The organism is Saccharothrix sp. ALI-22-I (assembly GCF_001984175.1).
GTDB lineage: Bacteria > Actinomycetota > Actinomycetes > Mycobacteriales > Pseudonocardiaceae > Actinosynnema.
On record NZ_MTQP01000029.1, the window covers coordinates 16,053 to 32,772 of the forward strand.

The window sequence follows — 16,720 nt, forward strand, 5'->3', positions numbered from 1 at the left end:
GAGGAGCCGGGCGTCCGCTCGGTGCCGCTGTCAGGCTTGGGATGCGCCCCCTTGGCTCCACCTTCGGTTCACGGTCGGCACGGCAACGGCACGCCACCACCCACATTGCCCACTCGTCCCACCCACCAAGGTGATGAGCGAACCGAACCTCCACCGCACTGCAGCAGCTCCCGATGCGGTCCGCGCGGGACGCACTCGCACACGGTCGGCGATGACGTCACGGCTACCGTCACCAGGACGGCTTGTCCGGGCACGGGACGGGCGACACCGACTCCACAGGACTCCACCGTAGAGCAGGGGCAAAACCAGCGTTCCGCTTATCCAGCCGTCGAACGCGGGGAGATCCTCATGACAGGCCGCCGATTCCTCCTCGCCGGCGCAGTCGTGGTCGCCGCGGTGGTGCTGCCGGCTGGGACGGCTCACGCCGACGTACCAGCGGGTGCGTGCGCGTTGGCCGCCGCCAGTGCGCACCTGACCGAAGGTGTGCCCACTCCGCGTCGTACGGCGCGATGCGGGCCACAATGGTGTTCGTCGACTTCTCCGACGCGCCGGCCAACGACTCGACCACCGGCCTGCGCGACCAGCTGCTGCCCGGCGGCCCGGACTGGTTCTCCACGAGCTCCTACGGCAACCTGACGATGGCGGTCAATGCCGTCACCGACAGGTTCTACCGCCTGCCGCGACCGTCCACCGACTACGGCTGGCGACGCGGCCTTACCGCGCAGGCCCACGCCCACTACCTCAACGACGCGCTGACCGCCGTCGGCCGGACCGTGTCGTTCAGCGGCACGCACCTGCTCTACGTCGTGCCCACCCGCGCGGCGGGCGAGATCTCCTTCAGCATCGCCTCCCTGGGCCCGCTTACCGCGCCAGACGGCACGGTCATCGCCAGGTCGCGTCACCTTCGGCTAGGACACGGCGCACTGGGCAACAAGGTCCTCAACCACGAGACCGGGCACGCGCTCGGTCTGCCGGACCTCTACGGCTACGGCGGCGACGTGCACCGGTTCGTCGGCGGCTGGGACCTAATGGGCCTGATCCCCGGACCGAGCCCGGACCTGTTGGCCTTGCACAAGTGGAAGCTGAGCTGGCTGCGTGAGCACCACCGGCCGCTACATCGACACCCTCGTTCCGATCTTGGTGCCGGGCGGACGCAAGGCCGTGGTGATCCGCACCAGCGACCACCGCACTGGTGACCGAGGCGCGAGCACGCACCGGCCTGGACTCCGCCGCCTGGCCCACCGGCGTCCCGGTGTACTCCGTGAACACGGCCGCCGCTTCCGGCAACGGGCCCGTGCTGATCAGGGATGCGCGGCCAAGCTCGGGTGGCTGCGACGGGCACGAGCTCAACGACGCGCCGTTCACGGTGGGCAGCCGGTTCCACGACACGGCGAGCAACACCACGATCGACGTGATCAGCCGGTCCGGCGACGACTACCGGATCACCATCGCGTTCGGAGTCGCACCGTAATCCACTGAGCATGTAGGCATGATGTCGCGATCCCACCAGGTCGTTCGGGAAGCCACAGGATCGATGCAACCCCTGGCCATGCTTCTTCATCGCCGAACACCTTCGACACGACGCTGAGCCTGCCTGCGGAACATCCCACCTCCGCTGCGGACAGAGCGCCGCGCTCGGGCGCTTCGTCCTGGACATCGTCGGCTCCTTCCTGTCGGGGGCGCGTCGGTGCGGCGGTCGCCGGGTCAACTCCCGCCCGTTCCCGGCGCCAGGCCGTGCCGCAGCGGATCCGGGTCGACGATGGCGTCACCGCTGCCGAGGTCGATGAAGGCGAGGCCGCTGTCAGGGTCGAAACGCCGGGTCAACCGGTGTGTTGTCTCGGTGACGACGGCCTCCAGCTTCGGGCGCACGACCGCTCGACGCAGGTGGCCTCCCCGGGTGGCGCCGTCCCGCAACGCGACCACGGCGTGCGCGTGCACCTGCCAGTCGCCTTCCTCAGTGCGGACTACGTTGCCGGTCAGCGAGACCACCTCGGACTGCTGGCTGACCGGGTTGTCCAGGTACTGCTTGGCTTCGACGTCGTAGAACGCCAGGGTGCAGTCGCTGAACGCGCCGATGGCGGTGAACGACGCGGTCCGCAAGCGGTGTTCGCGGGCGAAGGCGAGCAACTCGTCCAACGCCGAATCACCGGCGTCCATCACGACGATGTACTGACGTGCGGCTCCACTGTCAACCACGGCGTGCGTGGCCATGCGACCTCCTCAGCTGGTGGGTGCCGGCGACCCGGCGACGATCTCCTCGGCGGCGAGGAACTCCTCGTTGGCGTAGACCTCGAACAGCGCCGACTCAGCAAGGCCGTAGTCGTCGGCGTAGTCGTCGTAGGAGAACTGCCGCACCGTGCCGGTGACCGTCAGCGACTGCCCTTCGGTGAACTCCGGCTGGTCGCCCTTGAACAGCACGAGCAGGCTGTCGTCGCCGTAGGCGCCCGCGTCGAGCACCACCGACTCGTCGGTGAGGTCCGTGTCCACCACCGCCGTGATCGTCACCTTCTCGCCCACGTGCTCGGCGTTGCCGAAGTACGCGGTCTCGGCGGCGGTCGTCGTTGTCTCCGCCATGTCGGTGGTGGTCGTGGTCACCGCGCCGCCGTCGGCGACCGGTTGTCGTGGCGATCGTCCTGTCAGGCGCGACCCTGCGGACCCGACGCCCCAAGCGTTCGACGATGTAGAGGCTGCCGTCGCCGCCCACCGCCAACCAGGTCGGGGAGTTCAGCTGAGCGGAGGTGGCGGGACCGCCGTCGCCACCGGACGCAGCCGTCCCGTCTCTCGCCACCGTGGTGATCGTTCCATCGGGCGTAACCTTGCGGACCCGGTTGTTGCCGGTATCGGAGATGTAGAGGGCTCCGGTGCTGTCCACCGCCACCCCACCCGGACCGTCCAGGAGCGCGGAGGTGGCAGGACCGCCGTCACCGTCGAACCCCTGGGTACCGGTCCCCGCCACAGTGGTGATCGTGACGGTGGGGGCCTGTGGATCCGTGACCGTTGGGGTTGTGCTCATCATGACCTCTCCGCTGTCTGGTGCCGTCCCTGTCGAACAGAGCGCTTACCCGACTCTGCTCGGCGGGTTCGATGCCGCGTACATGTGGAAGACAGCCGACGGCATCGTCGCCGTGCCGCTGCAAGCGAATGTGCGCGCATGGTGTTGTGCCGGACGATCGACTTCGGGCTCCGGCCGACGCGGCACCGGATGCCTTCCGTCCGTGCAGCGGCCGCGACCTCGTCAACGGTGAGCCCTGCACCCGATCTGTGGAACTGCGGGATGTCGACGACAGGCCCCCGGCCGGCTCAGCTGGGCGCCGGTACGAGTCGCGCCGGAGTCGACGCGAGCGTCATGGGTGGTGTCGGCGGCGCAGGCGTCCCGGTGCGACCGTGGTGGCCGTGAGTGCGGTGCTGAGAAGGTGCTCGGCGGTGATGGTGTCGTGGGCCAGCGCGGTGGCGAGCGCGCCGCCGTGGGCCAGCGCTCGAACCGCACCGCGGTGCCGGCCGCGATGTCCAACCGGTGCCCCCACGCGACCTTCCGGTCGAAGTGCAGCAGCGGGTTCACCGCGCCGAAGTGGTAGTGCGACCCGACCTGGATCGGACGGTCCTCCTCGTTGACCACCACCAGGTGCACGCGGGCGCGTCCGGGGTTGAGGGAGATCGGCTCGTCGGCCGGGATGATCTCGCCGGGGCGCACGCCGACCTCCGCGTTCGTCGGACCGGTTCGGTCGATCGCGGCAGTGGATCGGGTCGTGGACGGTGACCAGCTTCGTGCCGTCCGGGAACGTCGCCTCGACCTGCACCGTGTCGACCATCTCGGGCACACCGTCGAGCACCTGGTCGCGCCGCAGCACGGTGCGCCCTGAGGCGGACAGCTCCGCCGCCCTCCGTCCGGCCCGCGCCCCCTCCACCACATAGGAGGTGATCAACGCGACCGCCTCCGGTAGTTGAGCCGCAGACCGCTCTCCAACCGCAGCTTCGCCAGGTCGGCGGCGACGTGGACCAGCAGCTTGTCCAGTTCCTGTGGTGACAGATGCACACCGGCGACGCTAACCGCGCACCCGTGCCGACCGCACCCAACACCACCTGGAAGGGGTGCGGTCCACCCAGAGGTGCCACTCGGCTCGGGGCGACAGGTGACTTCCCCGATACCGCTTCATTCGAACGGGAAGTCCGCCATCACGGGGTGTGTCGTCCACGGGCTGAACGAGTCCGCCACTGCGCGGCTTCGCCAGCTTGCCGCGGTAGGGATCGAGGGTCATGGCGAACGGGTCGTCCGTTGCGGTTCTCAGCCGCGCGGAAGCGCGTTCGACGATCGATTGTCCGCGAGGATCCGTCGTCCTGATCGGATGATCGCCTGCACCCTTCCGATGTATCGACACCGACTGCGCTCTGCCTGAAGGCTGAATCCGGCACCGGAACGACCCGAACGGCCGGAGGCTGGCTGTTCGGCCCCGCCGTGTCCGCGCCAGAAGTCGACTGCCCGAGTCCGGCGCTGCAGCGGGAACTGTCCTACGCGGAGTGCGCGCACGACACCTGTTGCGCCGCACGCGACAGGACGAGCGTTTCATCCCGCCGTGACGCCGCAAGGGCCCGCGGCGAATGTCAGTCTTGTCCCAGCCATCATCGAGGAGTCACATGGGCAACGGTTTCCCGACCGCCAAGTTCTTCCGCATCGTCAACGAGGACACCGGGCTCTGCCTGGCCGCCGCGCACGGGGGCACCACCCACGGCGCCCAACAGGCACAGGACGTCTGGACCGGCGAGACCGGCTACATCCCCTACTCCCACACCAACGACCAGGTCCTGGCCGTGCGCAAGCCCAAGGGTAGCCGGGACGAAGTCTGGTTCTTCTGCGAGCTCGAAAGCCACAACGAACCGTGGTGGCACCTGGTCAACGCCGACAAGGACAAGCGCAGCCCGTTCGCCCTCCACGTCGGCCCCCTGGACGGCTTCTCCCAACCGGTCGGGCTCGGCCTCTACGGTTGGGGCCGGGAAGGCCAGACCCAGTGGAAGGCCCGCGACGAGATGTTCTGGCCGGGCTCGCACCAGGACAAGGTCGTCACCCTGCTCTCCGACGGCCACGGCAACCACCGCGCCGTCGTGGCCCCGCGCGGCACCGCCAACCAGACGTGGCGCTTCGAGGAGGTCGACCTGCCCGGCGAAGCCGTCCCGGTCCGCAAGAAGGGCCAGTACGCAGTGAGGGAGGGACAGGAGGCGTCCAAGTGGTACGACGAATACTAGCTGCGAAGCCCGACGATGCACCCGGTCGGGCACAGAGCGGCGCAGGCGTGGATACGGCCACGCTGCCCGGAGAGCGGCAGGAAGTCATCTGGCGTTGCCCTGCTCCGCCGTGAACCCACCTCCTCCCAGTTCGAGGAGCAGGCCGGACCTGCGGCGGCCTGCTCCTCACTCGGCCGACGGGGAGTCCCGCACCGACTCGGAGGCGTCGATTCCCGCGACCCGGTCCTTGCCCGACCGGGACCACCGTCCACTTGGGTTATTCGGCACCGGCTCGCGCAGCGGTCCTCGACTCCTCCTGGCCCTCCGCAGCAGCCAGCCGAGCGCTGTGGCTCAGGTCCGTCGGCGGCGCGGACCCGGTGGCGCAGCACGTCGTCGTGACATCCGGCCCGCGGTGCACCTGCCGCACCAGCCGATTCGACGACATGACACCTGACTGGCATGGAAGTCGGGCGAATCACGTGACACGGGCCGACACTCACCCGGTCCACCGGCGCTGGTCGCCTCGGCCTCACACCGCGCCGATGCGGGCAGGGAACGCGGTGAACTCCACCGTCGATTCCCCGTCGGTGAACACCATGGGCGAGTGGAGCGCGTACAGCGCACCACCGTCGGGCGAACCGTCCGGGTTCGTCCCCAGCGGAGGCGGCGGCCACTGCTCCATGTCCGCGGTACAGGTGAACGGCTCCCGCGCCTGGAAGACGAATGGCCCCTCCTGGTCGCCCAAACGCCCGATCACCAGTTCGGGAGCCTCCACCCACGTCTCCCTCAGCCCGGAATCACCACGGTCCTCAAGCCTGCCCAACGGGGGCGACCCGGAATCGGGAAGCCGCAGGGTGACCTCCCCGAGAACCGGGTCCGACGCCCGCACCTCGAAGTCCAAGGTCCGCAGTCGCACGTGGTCGGCCCCGCCGACCGCGACCCGCTGCCGTCGGACGCCGACGAAGTTCAACTCCGGCAACGGGTGGTCCGTCCCCGGCAGCAGGGACATCTTGACGGGCGCACGCCACACGTTCACGACGGTGGACACTTCCTGCCCGACGGACGGCAGCGAGGCAGGGCTCCGACGCCCCGGCGATCCAGCCGGCGCGGCACCGGCGGACACCGGCACCACGACCCCGCCCGCCATCGCGAGCAGCACGTGCTTCAGGAACCCGCGGCGCCCGCGCGGATCGTCACTCGTCGTCACGACGCCATCATGCTGCGCCCTCCACGGCACCGCGTCGACCGCCACCCACGGTTCACCCGCACGTGCGAAGCTCCTCCAACCCCTCATCGACCGCCACTTCGAGGTCTTCCACATCACCGCGGAGCACTCTGCGGCACGCGGATCGCTGACGACCTGCCGCCGCTACCGCGAGACGATCGACGATCACCCGGTCCAGTGAATCTCCAGTGGCACCTCAGCTGGTCGCGACATCCCGAAATGCCGATGAAGTCGTCCTTGAACTCGCCGCAGGTTCCGATGACCTGCGGGAAGAGGCTGTCGCCGGACGCAGAGCCGCACTCCGGGCAAGGACAAGCGCCTCCTCGCGTCGTGTGTCCGGGGCGACGGCCCGTCCCTAGGGTGCAGATCATGAGCATTCCCACCGAACCGATCGGCAGCATCCCCCGGCCACGCTCCTTGCAGACGGCCCTCACCGATCACGCCGAAGGCCACCTGACCGACGCAGACCTGAAGGCACTTCAGGAGAAGGCGACGATCGACACCCTGACCAGGCTGGAACAGCTCGGCTGCGACGTTCTGGTGGACGGTGAGCAGTCCAAGCCCAGCTTCGTCACCTACCCCCTTGCGGGGTCTGACAACCTCGACCCGAACGGCGTGGTCCTCGCCTTCGCCGACGGCCACACCCGGCAACTGCCCCGTCTCGCCTCGGGCCCGTTCCGCTACCAGGTTCGCGCGGAGAGCTACCTGCGCGACGCCCAGCGCCACACCGACCACCCGATCAAACAGGCGGTCATCGCGCCCTCCGCCCTCAGCCTGCTCTACCCGAACGAGCCCATCACCGGATACTCCCGCGAGGCATTCCTGCACGACCTCGCCGACGAGGCCGAGGCCGACATCCGCGGCTGCCTGGACGCGGGCGCCTACTGCGTACAGCTGGACTTCACCGAAGGCCGGCTGTCTCTCAAGCTCGACCCGTCCGGGGGCTTGCTCGACGACTTCATCGCCCTGAACAACGAAGTCCTCGGCCGATTCACCCAGGCCGAACGGTCCCGCCTCGGAGTGCACACCTGCCCGGGCGCGGACCACGACTCCACCCACAGCCTGGACGTCGACTACACCGACCTGCTGCCGAAACTCTTCCGGCTCAAGGTCGGCAACTTCTACGTCCAACTGGCCGGCGAACCGGATCCCGAGCGGGTACTGCGCGTCATCGCCGAGCACCTGCGTCCCGGGGTCCGGGTGTTCATCGGGGTGACCGACCCGATCAGCACCGCTGTCGAGAGCCCGGAAGAAGTGCGCGACCGGGTGCTGCTCGCGGCCCGGTACATCCCGGTCGACCAATTGGGAACCTGCGACGATTGTGGATTCTCGCCGTTCGCCGACGACACCTCCACCTCGCGCGAACTGGCCTTCGCCAAGATCGAAGCACGAGTACGGGGCACCGCGCTGGCCTCCCCAGGCCTCGGTCTCTAGACGACCGGGATCGGGTAGGGCCCCTGCCGCCCCATGCTGTCCCTGTCACCGGCACGCATCACGCGCCGTCGGCGGGCGGGCCGGACCGGGCGATCTTCGTCCTGTGCGGCAACTTCGCAGGCGTCGCACCACCATCACATCTGGGTGGTGTCGCCTCCGACACGGTGTGTCGGCTCACTTCTCGGGATGCTGCTCGCGCAGGAACGCGCGCAGCGGCTCCACGTGTCGGTCGCGGCGGCGCCATTGGGCGAGCAGGTCCTCCAGAAGGTGCTGCTCGGCGATGGGCTCGTGGTGGTGGTAGCGGCGGATCACCGGGTGCAGGAAGGCGGACTCGGCGGCGTGGTCGGGCTGGGGACGACGCCGGATCGCGAAGAGGTCGGCGTGCTCCTGGCGGCCCCAACGCAGCCCGAGGGTGTAGAAGTGCGGGCGGTCGCCGAAGCGGTCGACGGCGTAGTCCTCGGGCAGGTCCTCGTAGTGCAGTACCCGGCCGTGGTCCTGGTCGAGGACGAAGACGTCGACCAGGTACTCGAATTGGCTCCACAGCGCCGAAGATCGGTTGACCCGGTCCAGCATCGTGTCGGCCAGGGCGGTCGGGGTGTCGGGCAGCGTGCGGTGGTCCAGGGGGCGGTGGTCGTAGCGCTCGGCCAGCAGGCGCGACAGGGTGCGCACGTTGTAGCGGAAGCCGTCGATGAACGGCGACGAGGCGTGCTTGGTGTCGCGGGACTGTGCCAGCGTGCCGGCGAAGTACAGGCCGTCGACGTTCACGGACTGCCAGTCGGGGCCGGTCGCGGGAAAGCGTCCTGCGGGGGCGAGTCGGGGGCGGCAGTCGGCGGCGAACACCGTGTCGTCCATGCGGAACCCGGTGCAGCGGACCACCACGTCGTAGTCGAGCACCTCCCGCTCACCGTCGGCGAGCGTGTAGGCGATCGACACCTGGTAAGCGTCGCCGACCGGGCGGATCTGTTCGATCACGCATTCCAGGACGCCGTGCAGGGTTTTGAACCAGTAGCCGTCCAGCAGTGCGCCGTACTGTCCGCGCACGTCGCCGAGGTGCTTGCTGTGCCACGCCAGGCGCGTCGGCCGCGGTGAGGCGAGGTGGATCAGCGCGGCGTGGTCGAGCAAGGGGGTGGCGCTCGAACGCCGAGTTGCCCTTGCCGATGAACAGCACCCGCTTGCCGCGGTACGCCTCCGGGACGACCGGCGCGTCCTCGTAGCCGACCGCGTGCTCGATGCCGGGGATGTCCGGCACGTACGGGCCGCCCCAGCCGGTCGCCACGATCAGGCAGTCACCGGTGAAGACGCGCCCGTCGGCGGCACGCAGCCGAAAGCCCGAGCCGGTGTCGGTGCGCGCGATCTCGCGGACGTCGGTGCCGAAGCGGACCGCCGGGACGTGAGCCCGCTGATAGTCCGTCAGATAGGCGACCATCGCGTCGGCGTGCGGGAACCACTCCGAGCTGTACTCCGCGAACAACGGCCGGGAGCTGGGCGAGAGCAACGAGTTCCAGTCCCAGCGCAGCCGGATCTCCGGATCGTCATCGAGCGTGTGCACCTTGTTGAGCGAGATCAGCCTGCGGTGACGCGGATAGCGGCGGAAGAAGCCCCCCGGCACATCCTCCCGCTCCAACACCACGTAGTCGCACCCGGCGGCCTGCAGGAAGCAGCCCAGCTGCAACCCCGCCGGACCCGCACCCAGGACCAGATAACGGTGGTGCTCGGTCGTCGTGTTCGCAGTCATCCGCGCGTTCCACCCGTCACGTCTGGCCCGGCACGGTCTGCTCGACGAGATGGCGTACGACGGCCTCCAGCGGGCCACCCCGGGCGGCGGCGCGTTGACGGGCCGCACCGCAACCGTGCGAGATCAGGCGCCGCACACCGGACGTGACCAGGAGGGCGTCGCCGTACGCTTCGAGGGCGGGCAGGGCGTGGGCCACCATGCGCTCGGCCAGCAGGGCGGCGGGCACCGCCTTCCCGGCGATCACGTCGAGGCCCGTGCCGCCCAGACCGTCGCGTGCGGCCCGCCAGTAGGCGGCACGCAGCACCTCGCAGGAGGGCGCGGGCGCAGGCTCGCCTCGTTCGGCCTCGTGCAGGGACACGGCTACCAGGGCGCGGATCAGCGCGGCGAACACGACGGACTCCTCGGCGGTCGTGGTCATGTCCGCGACCCGCACCTCCAGGGTGGGCAGCCGCGGGGCGGGGCGCACGTCCCAGAAGACGGTGCCGGGATCGACCAAGGCACCGGACTCGCCCAGAGCGCGGAGGACTTCCTCGTAGTGCGCCGGTGATTGGAAGTACGGCGGCGGCCCCGCCACGGGCCACCGCGCCCAGGCGAGCGCGCGCCAACTCGCGTACCCGGTGTCGCGGCCGGCGAAGTACGGCGAGTTGGCGGACATGGCGAGCAGCACCGGGAGCCAGGGGCGCAGGCGGTTGGCGACATCCAGTGCCGAGGCCAGATCGGGGATGTCGATGTGCACCTGGAACGCGCACATCGACATCTCGTCGTGCAGCCCTCGATAGGTGTCCATGCCCTGCGCGTAACGGTCGCCCTCGGTGATCGGCGGCGGCACGACAGCGCCGAGCACCGGCAGCCCGGAGGCGACCACCCGCAGGCCCTCGCACGCGGCGCAACGAGCGGCCATGCGTCGCAGCGCGGCCAACTCGTCGAGCAGGTCATCGGGGTGCAGCCGAGGCGTGCTGTTCGTCTCCACCTGCAACGTCGTGATCTCCGCGGACACCCGGTCCGGCACCTCGGCCGTACAGCGTTCGAGCACCGCCGTCGCTCCGGGTGCGGCGTGCAGCGTGGTGGCGTCGACAAGGAGCAGTTCCTCCTCCACACCCATGGCCAGAGCACCGGGAAACGGATGAATCCTCCGCGTGGAGACACCGGGTAAGCGCATGTCTGATCCACCCCTTCGCGCGAGCCACCTCGTCGGGCATCCCACCGGTGACCGGGCCCCGTCCTCCCTACTTCACCGCCGATCCGACACGACCGCGCGCCGCTCACCCGATCGTGTCGGAGACCTGACCGGGACAGCGCCGGGACAGCGCGCCGAGAGACCGCCGGCCGACTGCCCCGACCTCGGCGTCCAGCGCAAGCCCTCGGCAGACGGCCGGGCAAACCAGACCGGTGACCACGGCGGCGGTCTGCGACCTCGCGCGCTGATTCGGCGGAGCCCCACGACGGGACGACGAGGTGGTCCGACGTCCGACAAGGCGGTGCAGCCGCCGCGTTCCGCGCTCGTCGGACACGTGGCGGCTCGCGTGGAGCACCTGTTCGGCGGCAGGGTGGGTGTTCGCCGCCCGAGGCGGTCGCCCCGGGCAGCGGACACCCTCCTGCCGCGCTAGCCCGCGATCCTGGCGTAGAGGTAGGTGGTCGTGCCGTTCTCATCCTCGTCGTGCTGCCGGCCGACCATGACTCCATCCTCGCCGGCCTTCGAGGAGCTGTCGCACTCCTTCATGCCGTCGGTCCAGCGGTATGGCCCGGCCGACCACGCGCCGGGAGACGGTGTCGATCACCGTGGCCAGGTAGAGCCACCCCTCCCAGGTGTGGATAAGTGATGTCACCGCACGAGCGGGTGTCGGTTTCGGTTGCGGCGCAGGAGAAATCCCGCCGGATCGGATCCTCCGGCACGGTCGCCGGGTCGGGACGCGGCACAGGGCGGCTCGGCTTCGCGAAGTGGTCAGGTGGCCGGGAATGGCGGGAATGGCATGTCCTTGGGAAGGTTCTCTGTCTGGTCGACCATGTACGTCTTCCTTTGAGCGTTAGAGACGGCCGAGGCCGTCGAGCACCTTGCGGAGAAGTCCGGGATCAGGAGGAGGCAGCGAATCGCCAGGCTTCTCCCTGTCACTCGACACGGAACGGGGGCGTAATGGCAGACCAGCCTCGGTGCGCTCGTAGACGGACAGTTCGGCCCACGTCACTCGGCCCTGCGGAGCGATGGACGAACCCCAACGGCTCGCGAGCGTGTCCACCAGGCCAAGACCCGAGTCGTCAGGCAGGTAGGTGTCTTCGGGCGCCGTCAGCGTTCATGGTGGGTGTCGGTGACCTCGAAGACGATGTGCCGCTGGTAACCAAGCATCCGCAGCGTGATCGGCTTGGTCCCGGGTCCGGTCGCTTCGACGGCGAGCGACACCAGCTCGACTGCGACGGCCGTCATGTAGTCCTCGATGAACAGGGCATGCCATCGGCTCAGGGTGGATGACACGAACATGCGTGCGACTGTGACCGCAGTAGGCATCGCCACCAGGTCGAGCGTGTCCAGGAACCGCGGCTCTTCACGCATCCGGGGTACGTCGGCTTGAACGGGTACGTCTCCGCTCACCTTCGCGAGCGTGCTCATCATCGCGTCCACAGCAGGCTTGAACGTTTGACGGGGGTGGGTGTGCCGGGCTCCCCCGGCTCGGGAAGACCGTGAAGCTCCTGCACCACGTCGTGAAGGTCAGAACCTTCCTTGACCCACGCGCAGCCGCCTCCTTCATGGAACACGCGTGCCGCGCTGACGTTCGTGCGGTCGCCGATGAACAGGGCATCGGTGTACTGCCGGCGGCTGTAGCTCGCGGCGATCCCGACCAGTTCACCACCGGCGTCGTGGAGTGACCGGAAGGTCCAACCGGCTCGGCCCGCGGTGACCAGCTCGTGAAGCTCCGGGTAGCGACGGACCGCCTCCGCCTCGCTGATTGGCCGGTTCATTCAGCCCACCTCGGCCCCGGAGAGAAGCGTTTGGACTTGGGTGCGGATGACCGCAGCCGACTGCTCGGCCGGTCGCTTCGTGCAGTCCACAGCGATCACGTTGAAGCCGGCTCGGAGGAGCTGCTGCTTGGCCTCCTGGTAGTACGCGGCTTCCGCGTGGCTACTGCCGGGGGTGACCTGGAAGCGGTTATGTGGTCCGCGTGCTTCCAGCCGTTCGGCGATCACGTCAGGGTCGGCTTCGAGGATCACGGCGAGGTCGGGAATCTCGACGTCCTCGTTGAGCTGCCACAAGAACACCGGGTCGAGGTTGTCGAACCGCTGGATCACCAGGCCGGACGCGACGTAGCGGTCGGACACCACGATGTGCCCGGACGCCATGAGCGGCTTGATCTCGGTCTCGATGTGGTGGTAGCGGTCGGCCGCGTACAGGCAGGCGAGCGCGTGGCCGGTGACCGTCTCGGTCAATTCGGACGCGAGCTTGCCGATGGGGCCGCTGGACGGTTCGGCAGTGACGTGTACCTGTTCGCCTTGAGTCACAAGCATTTGTGCCAAATGTCTGATGATCGTGGTCTTCCCTGCGCCGCTCGGTCCGTCGATGGTGACGAACAAGCCGCGCCCGCGGTCAGAAGAGAGCGGGCTCATCACTGCCGTCTCCTCCCGTCGGTTGATCGCGGAGTTCTTCGAGTGTTCGCCGACCTGCGAGATGTACGAAAAGCCTTGCCGTCACGACGGCGTCGTAGGCAGCCCTGTGTGGTTGGGCCTCACCGTCGAGTCCACTGGCGAGGCCCAACTCCTCGACGAGCGCGCCGAGTTTGTAGGTCGTGCGGCCGGGCAGCAGGCGACGGGCGAGCTTGAGCGTGTCGAACACCTCGGGGCATTTCCAGTCCCCGAGCTTGCGCTGGAGCACACCGACATCGACGTGTGCGTTGTGGGCGATCAGAGCCGAGGTGTCCAGCGCCTTCAGAACGTCGACTTCGACGTAGGTGAACGCAGGGGCGTTCTCGACCTGTTCGTTGCCGATGCCGTGGATCTTCTTGGCGAAGTGGGTGATCGGTAGATCGGGCCGGACCAACCAGTTCTTCGGCTCACAGATGATCCCGTCGACGATCGGGACGGCCGCCAGTTCCACGATGTCGGGCGGCTGCCGGCCGTTGCCCTCGACGTCAACGACCACGTAGTTCAACGAGGTCCAGTGCGTCATGCCGGCGTTCCCTTCCATCCGATGTCCGCGCGGCCGTGCCGTCGCTCGTGGTGCGGGTGGTGTTGGTCGTGGATCTGGAAGCCGAGCGTGTGCTGAAGGAAGTAGCGCGGCTGTTCGGTCCCCAGGCCGGACACGACGACGGCGCGCTCCGAGACGTCCACGACCTTCAGGTTGTTCGCCTCGGGCAACACGCCGGCGACGTGGTGCACGTCTTCGGCGGTCGGGACGCGGTGAGCGCCGGCGCACAGTTCGAGCTGACTGAGTGGACAGATGTCGCACAGCTCCCTGATGCCGTAGTGCCCGTTGTAGTCGGGAAGACCATGCGCATACGAGACGGCACAGGAGGTCTTGCGGAACAAGGCGGACGAGTGGGAGAAGGCGTCGAGAACGCGGCGTTCCAAGGTCTCGGGCACGATCTTCCGGCGGGCGGTGTCCGTGTACGGTTCGGGGAGGCCGTTGGTCTTGTAGTACTCGGCGATCTGGTCGCGGTAGAACAAGCCGGTGAAGACCGTGGCGTCGGCGTACCTGCTCAGCTCGTATGCGGTGGCCAGGTGTTCATCGGTGTCGTTGAGTCCGGGGACCAAGGGGCGCCAGTAGAGAACCGTCCGGTACTTCCGCAGCGGGGGCGTGCTCATGAGCTTCAGCGAGTCGGCCGCGACGTGCGATGCGTAGGGCTCGATCTTCTTGCTGTCGATGCCGGAGTAGGTGAACAGCAGCGTCACCTTGAGGTGGTGGAGCCGGTTGAGCCGGTCGATGTCGTCGGGCTTGAGCCGGTGCCTCGTGATGACCAGCACGTGGTTGGTCAACTCGCGCTCGTCCAAGTCCTCGAGCACGGCGAAGGTGTGCGGGCGCACGTTGGGCAAGAAGGGCTCTGTCGCGCGGTTGAAGAGCTGGATCGGCGTGGCGTGCGGCTGGAAGTAACGGTGATGGACCAGCTCTTCGACGGCCCGGGCGTCGGTCATGAGCGCGACGGGCTGGTTCTGGTCCCACAGGCCGTAGGTGTGGCGGATGCAGTAGGTGCATCCGAGCGGGCAGCCCTGGATGTGGTTGAGGCTCAAGCCGCTCTTCCGGTACTCGACAACTTCACGGGCGCGCTCGGGGAGCCGGTTGACCTGGTCGGAACCGAGCAGGGGCACAGGTGTGATCACGCTGCTGTTCTCCAAGGCCGGAGGGGTCGACGCCGGTGGAGCGTAAGCGTGTGACTACTGACCGCGCCAGAAATTTTCTCGCTTTTTCTCGAAAAGCTCGCACGGGTTGCTTGATCGAAATTACGCGCCAGGCCCCTCGGCTTCGGCGGCCAGATCCCGCATGACGCGGCCGATGAGCTCCCTGGCCGCACTGCCGTAACTGGCGACTCCCGCGAGGTGCTCGAAGATCCCCGTGTACAACTCGATCTCCTGAGGCTGGCGAAGGTTCAGCTCCGCCGAGTAGGTCTCGACCCGAACAAGGTGGTCGTCCAGCACCCAGAAGTTGTGACGTGGGTCGGTGACGTACTGCGTCTTGAAGTCGATGATCCCCAGTTTGACGTTGCGCATCGAGGAGATCGCCATCAGCCGGTCAAGCTGGCCGATCATGATGTCCACCGAGACCAGACGGTAGCGGAGCGCCGCCTCGGTCAAGACAAAGTGGAAGCGCTTGTCCGGGCGATACAACATCTCCTGGCGCTGCATTCGCACCCGCACCGCCTCGTTGACGTCGTTCGGCACCTTGTGGACCATCACCACCTGAGCGAAGCGTGCACGGGCATATTCGGGCGTCTGAATGAGGCCGGGGATCACCGTGTTGTCGAATCCACGATAGAACCTGGTCTTCTCGTCTATCTGAGAAAGAGTGGCCTGGTGGGTCTTCATGCCCGCCTTGAGTACCCGCTGCCATTCGGCATGTTGAAGCTCAAGATTATGAAGCGCAGCCAGCAGACTCGCCGTCTGGCCTTCCGACTCAGTGGCCCTCGCCCAGTCCCGGATATCGTCATCGGTCGGCGTCTGGTGACCGTTCTCTATCTTCGAAACCTTCGACCCCGCCCATGACAAAGACTCCGCGAGCTGTTTCCCGGACAGCTTGGCGGCTACCCGCAGCTCGCGGAGTCGCTTGCCCAGCGCCTTGCGCGCTTCGTCAACGCTGGATGTCCCGCTGCTCATGCTTGGCGACAAACTCATCTCGATCAGTGGCGTGATGACGAGCTGCATCACGCCAGTAGTTGTGTTCCACGATGACTGACGGGTCTTCGACAACCTCTGCGCCCACGAACCGGTCATCGTCGGCGAAGTGCATCTTGACCAGCTTGCGTGAGTCGAACAGCCAGTAGTCGTACTGCGGCAGCCCGGCTTCCCCTGCCTGTTCACGTGTGAGATAGCGGATGTCGTCACCGGCTTCTCCGGTAAACCCGGCCACCCACATGCTGAAGCGGATGTAGTCGGTCAGCGGGAAGCTGACCACCCGCACGCGCGAGAACAGGCGCCCTTCGGATGTCGCCTGACGAACCATGCTCAGCCAGCCCTCGTGATACGACACGTCCGGCTCGCCGGCGACGAACTTCCGGAACGACTCCGCCTCGCGGGGCGAGTTGTACTCGTCGCGTGTCTCCAGCCGGAACGCCGTGTGCTCGAACGTCGTGAAGAGCCGGATGAAGTCAGGTCCGGGCTCGATGAGGGTCAGTTGTTCCCCTCCTTCTGCTGCTGGTAACGACGCACGTAGAACTTCAGCACGTCCTCAGGGATCTCGATCAAGGTCTCGTGGTCGGGAACGGGACCGACGTCCGCGAGCACCTGAGGGTCGGTCACCCTCCAACCCTGTGCGATGTAGGTGACACGGTCGGTCCTGTCCGTGGCGAACAGCGTAGGCGAATCCCCCTCCGTCGACTCAGGATCCTTATCCAAGAAATTCGGCCCGCATAGCCCCTCCTTGCTCGAACTTCACGAAAACTTCTTGCCATCGTGGCGCAGGGGCCGAGTTCGTC

General features: G+C 67.8%; 19 protein-coding genes and 3 pseudogenes. 4 read left to right on the forward strand and 18 right to left on the reverse strand.

Going from position 1 to position 16,720, the window contains the following annotated elements:
* Window positions 1-509: 509 nt before the first annotated feature.
* On the forward strand, window positions 510-1,196 hold the full coding sequence (locus ALI22I_RS02195) for a hypothetical protein (RefSeq protein ID WP_143531902.1): 687 nt from the start codon (window positions 510-512) through the stop codon (window positions 1,194-1,196).
* Window positions 1,193-1,471 carry a hypothetical protein gene (locus ALI22I_RS02200; protein ID WP_077003890.1) on the forward strand — a complete coding sequence of 93 codons (279 nt, stop codon included), beginning with the start codon at window positions 1,193-1,195 and terminating at the stop codon, window positions 1,469-1,471. The genes ALI22I_RS02195 and ALI22I_RS02200 overlap by 4 nt, the downstream gene beginning before the upstream one ends.
* Window positions 1,472-1,704: 233 nt before the next feature.
* Here ALI22I_RS02200 and ALI22I_RS02205 read toward each other — a convergent pair whose 3' ends face one another.
* From ALI22I_RS02205 to ALI22I_RS02225, 6 genes and pseudogenes are all read right to left on the reverse strand, one after another.
* Window positions 1,705-2,211, reverse strand: coding sequence for a PPC domain-containing DNA-binding protein (locus ALI22I_RS02205; RefSeq protein ID WP_077003891.1), 507 nt, complete (start codon window positions 2,209-2,211; stop codon window positions 1,705-1,707).
* Between the two features lie 9 nt (window positions 2,212-2,220).
* Window positions 2,221-2,595 carry a hypothetical protein gene (locus tag ALI22I_RS52810; protein WP_077003892.1) on the reverse strand — a complete coding sequence of 125 codons (375 nt, stop codon included), beginning with the start codon at window positions 2,593-2,595 and terminating at the stop codon, window positions 2,221-2,223.
* A 199-nt stretch (window positions 2,596-2,794) separates the two neighbouring features.
* Window positions 2,795-3,016 (reverse strand): annotated as a pseudogene (locus ALI22I_RS55285) (NHL domain-containing protein); the annotation flags it as partial.
* A 328-nt stretch (window positions 3,017-3,344) separates the two neighbouring features.
* On the reverse strand, window positions 3,345-3,524 hold the full coding sequence (locus ALI22I_RS52815; RefSeq protein WP_238598025.1) for a hypothetical protein: 180 nt from the start codon (window positions 3,522-3,524) through the stop codon (window positions 3,345-3,347).
* Window positions 3,476-3,691 (reverse strand): annotated as a pseudogene (locus ALI22I_RS52820) (urease subunit beta); the annotation flags it as partial. The gene ALI22I_RS52815 and the pseudogene ALI22I_RS52820, both read right to left, overlap by 49 nt.
* 43 nt (window positions 3,692-3,734) lie before the next feature.
* Window positions 3,735-4,033, reverse strand: a pseudogene (locus ALI22I_RS02225) (urease subunit gamma); the annotation flags it as partial.
* A gap of 599 nt (window positions 4,034-4,632) precedes the next feature.
* On the opposite strand from ALI22I_RS02225, the gene ALI22I_RS02230 reads away from it, so the two are divergent.
* Complete coding sequence (locus ALI22I_RS02230; RefSeq protein ID WP_077003893.1) at window positions 4,633-5,238, forward strand: hypothetical protein; 606 nt, start codon at window positions 4,633-4,635, stop codon at window positions 5,236-5,238.
* A gap of 508 nt (window positions 5,239-5,746) precedes the next feature.
* On the opposite strand, the gene ALI22I_RS02235 is transcribed toward ALI22I_RS02230, so the two are convergent.
* A complete protein-coding gene (locus ALI22I_RS02235; protein WP_143531903.1) occupies window positions 5,747-6,424 on the reverse strand; it encodes a hypothetical protein in 678 nt (225 codons plus the stop codon).
* A gap of 387 nt (window positions 6,425-6,811) precedes the next feature.
* Here ALI22I_RS02235 and ALI22I_RS02240 point away from each other — a divergent pair, with 387 nt between their 5' ends.
* Complete coding sequence (locus tag ALI22I_RS02240) at window positions 6,812-7,876, forward strand: cobalamin-independent methionine synthase II family protein (protein WP_077003912.1); 1,065 nt, start codon at window positions 6,812-6,814, stop codon at window positions 7,874-7,876.
* 174 nt (window positions 7,877-8,050) lie between these two features.
* Here the strand turns inward: ALI22I_RS02240 and ALI22I_RS51865 are convergent, their stop codons facing one another.
* The 11 genes from ALI22I_RS51865 to ALI22I_RS54370 all read right to left on the reverse strand — a co-directional run bounded on the left by ALI22I_RS51865 (window position 8,051) and on the right by ALI22I_RS54370 (window position 16,544).
* A complete protein-coding gene (locus ALI22I_RS51865) occupies window positions 8,051-8,809 on the reverse strand; it encodes a hypothetical protein (RefSeq protein WP_202970577.1) in 759 nt (252 codons plus the stop codon).
* Complete coding sequence (locus ALI22I_RS51870) at window positions 8,778-9,611, reverse strand: NAD(P)-binding domain-containing protein (protein ID WP_202970579.1); 834 nt, start codon at window positions 9,609-9,611, stop codon at window positions 8,778-8,780. The genes ALI22I_RS51865 and ALI22I_RS51870 overlap by 32 nt, the downstream gene beginning before the upstream one ends.
* A 16-nt stretch (window positions 9,612-9,627) precedes the next feature.
* Entirely contained in the window at window positions 9,628-10,770 is a 1,143-nt protein-coding gene (locus tag ALI22I_RS02250) for a carboxylate-amine ligase (RefSeq protein ID WP_077003895.1), read from the reverse strand.
* Between the two features lie 1,122 nt (window positions 10,771-11,892).
* Window positions 11,893-12,225, reverse strand: a complete 333-nt coding sequence (locus tag ALI22I_RS02260; RefSeq protein WP_077003896.1) for a hypothetical protein — start codon at window positions 12,223-12,225, stop codon at window positions 11,893-11,895.
* Window positions 12,213-12,563 (reverse strand): hypothetical protein, encoded by a 351-nt coding sequence (locus ALI22I_RS02265; protein WP_077003897.1) that lies wholly within the window; start codon window positions 12,561-12,563, stop codon window positions 12,213-12,215. Before ALI22I_RS02265 ends, ALI22I_RS02260 begins: the two co-directional genes overlap by 13 nt.
* A complete protein-coding gene (gene tmk / locus ALI22I_RS02270) occupies window positions 12,564-13,205 on the reverse strand; it encodes a dTMP kinase (RefSeq protein ID WP_077003898.1) in 642 nt (213 codons plus the stop codon).
* The gene (locus ALI22I_RS02275; RefSeq protein WP_077003913.1) at window positions 13,186-13,764 is read right to left on the reverse strand and encodes a 3'-5' exonuclease; all 579 of its coding nucleotides are present in this window, start codon (window positions 13,762-13,764) and stop codon (window positions 13,186-13,188) included. The genes tmk and ALI22I_RS02275 overlap by 20 nt, the downstream gene beginning before the upstream one ends.
* Entirely contained in the window at window positions 13,761-14,912 is a 1,152-nt protein-coding gene (locus ALI22I_RS02280) for a radical SAM protein (RefSeq protein ID WP_238598021.1), read from the reverse strand. The genes ALI22I_RS02275 and ALI22I_RS02280 overlap by 4 nt, the downstream gene beginning before the upstream one ends.
* A gap of 120 nt (window positions 14,913-15,032) precedes the next feature.
* The gene (locus ALI22I_RS02285) at window positions 15,033-15,950 is read right to left on the reverse strand and encodes a helix-turn-helix domain-containing protein (protein WP_238598024.1); all 918 of its coding nucleotides are present in this window, start codon (window positions 15,948-15,950) and stop codon (window positions 15,033-15,035) included.
* Window positions 15,877-16,419, reverse strand: coding sequence for a DUF6879 family protein (locus tag ALI22I_RS02290; protein WP_077003900.1), 543 nt, complete (start codon window positions 16,417-16,419; stop codon window positions 15,877-15,879). Before ALI22I_RS02290 ends, ALI22I_RS02285 begins: the two co-directional genes overlap by 74 nt.
* Window positions 16,416-16,544 carry a hypothetical protein gene (locus ALI22I_RS54370; RefSeq protein WP_274522735.1) on the reverse strand — a complete coding sequence of 43 codons (129 nt, stop codon included), beginning with the start codon at window positions 16,542-16,544 and terminating at the stop codon, window positions 16,416-16,418. The genes ALI22I_RS02290 and ALI22I_RS54370 overlap by 4 nt, the downstream gene beginning before the upstream one ends.
* Between the last annotated feature and the right edge of the window lie 176 nt (window positions 16,545-16,720).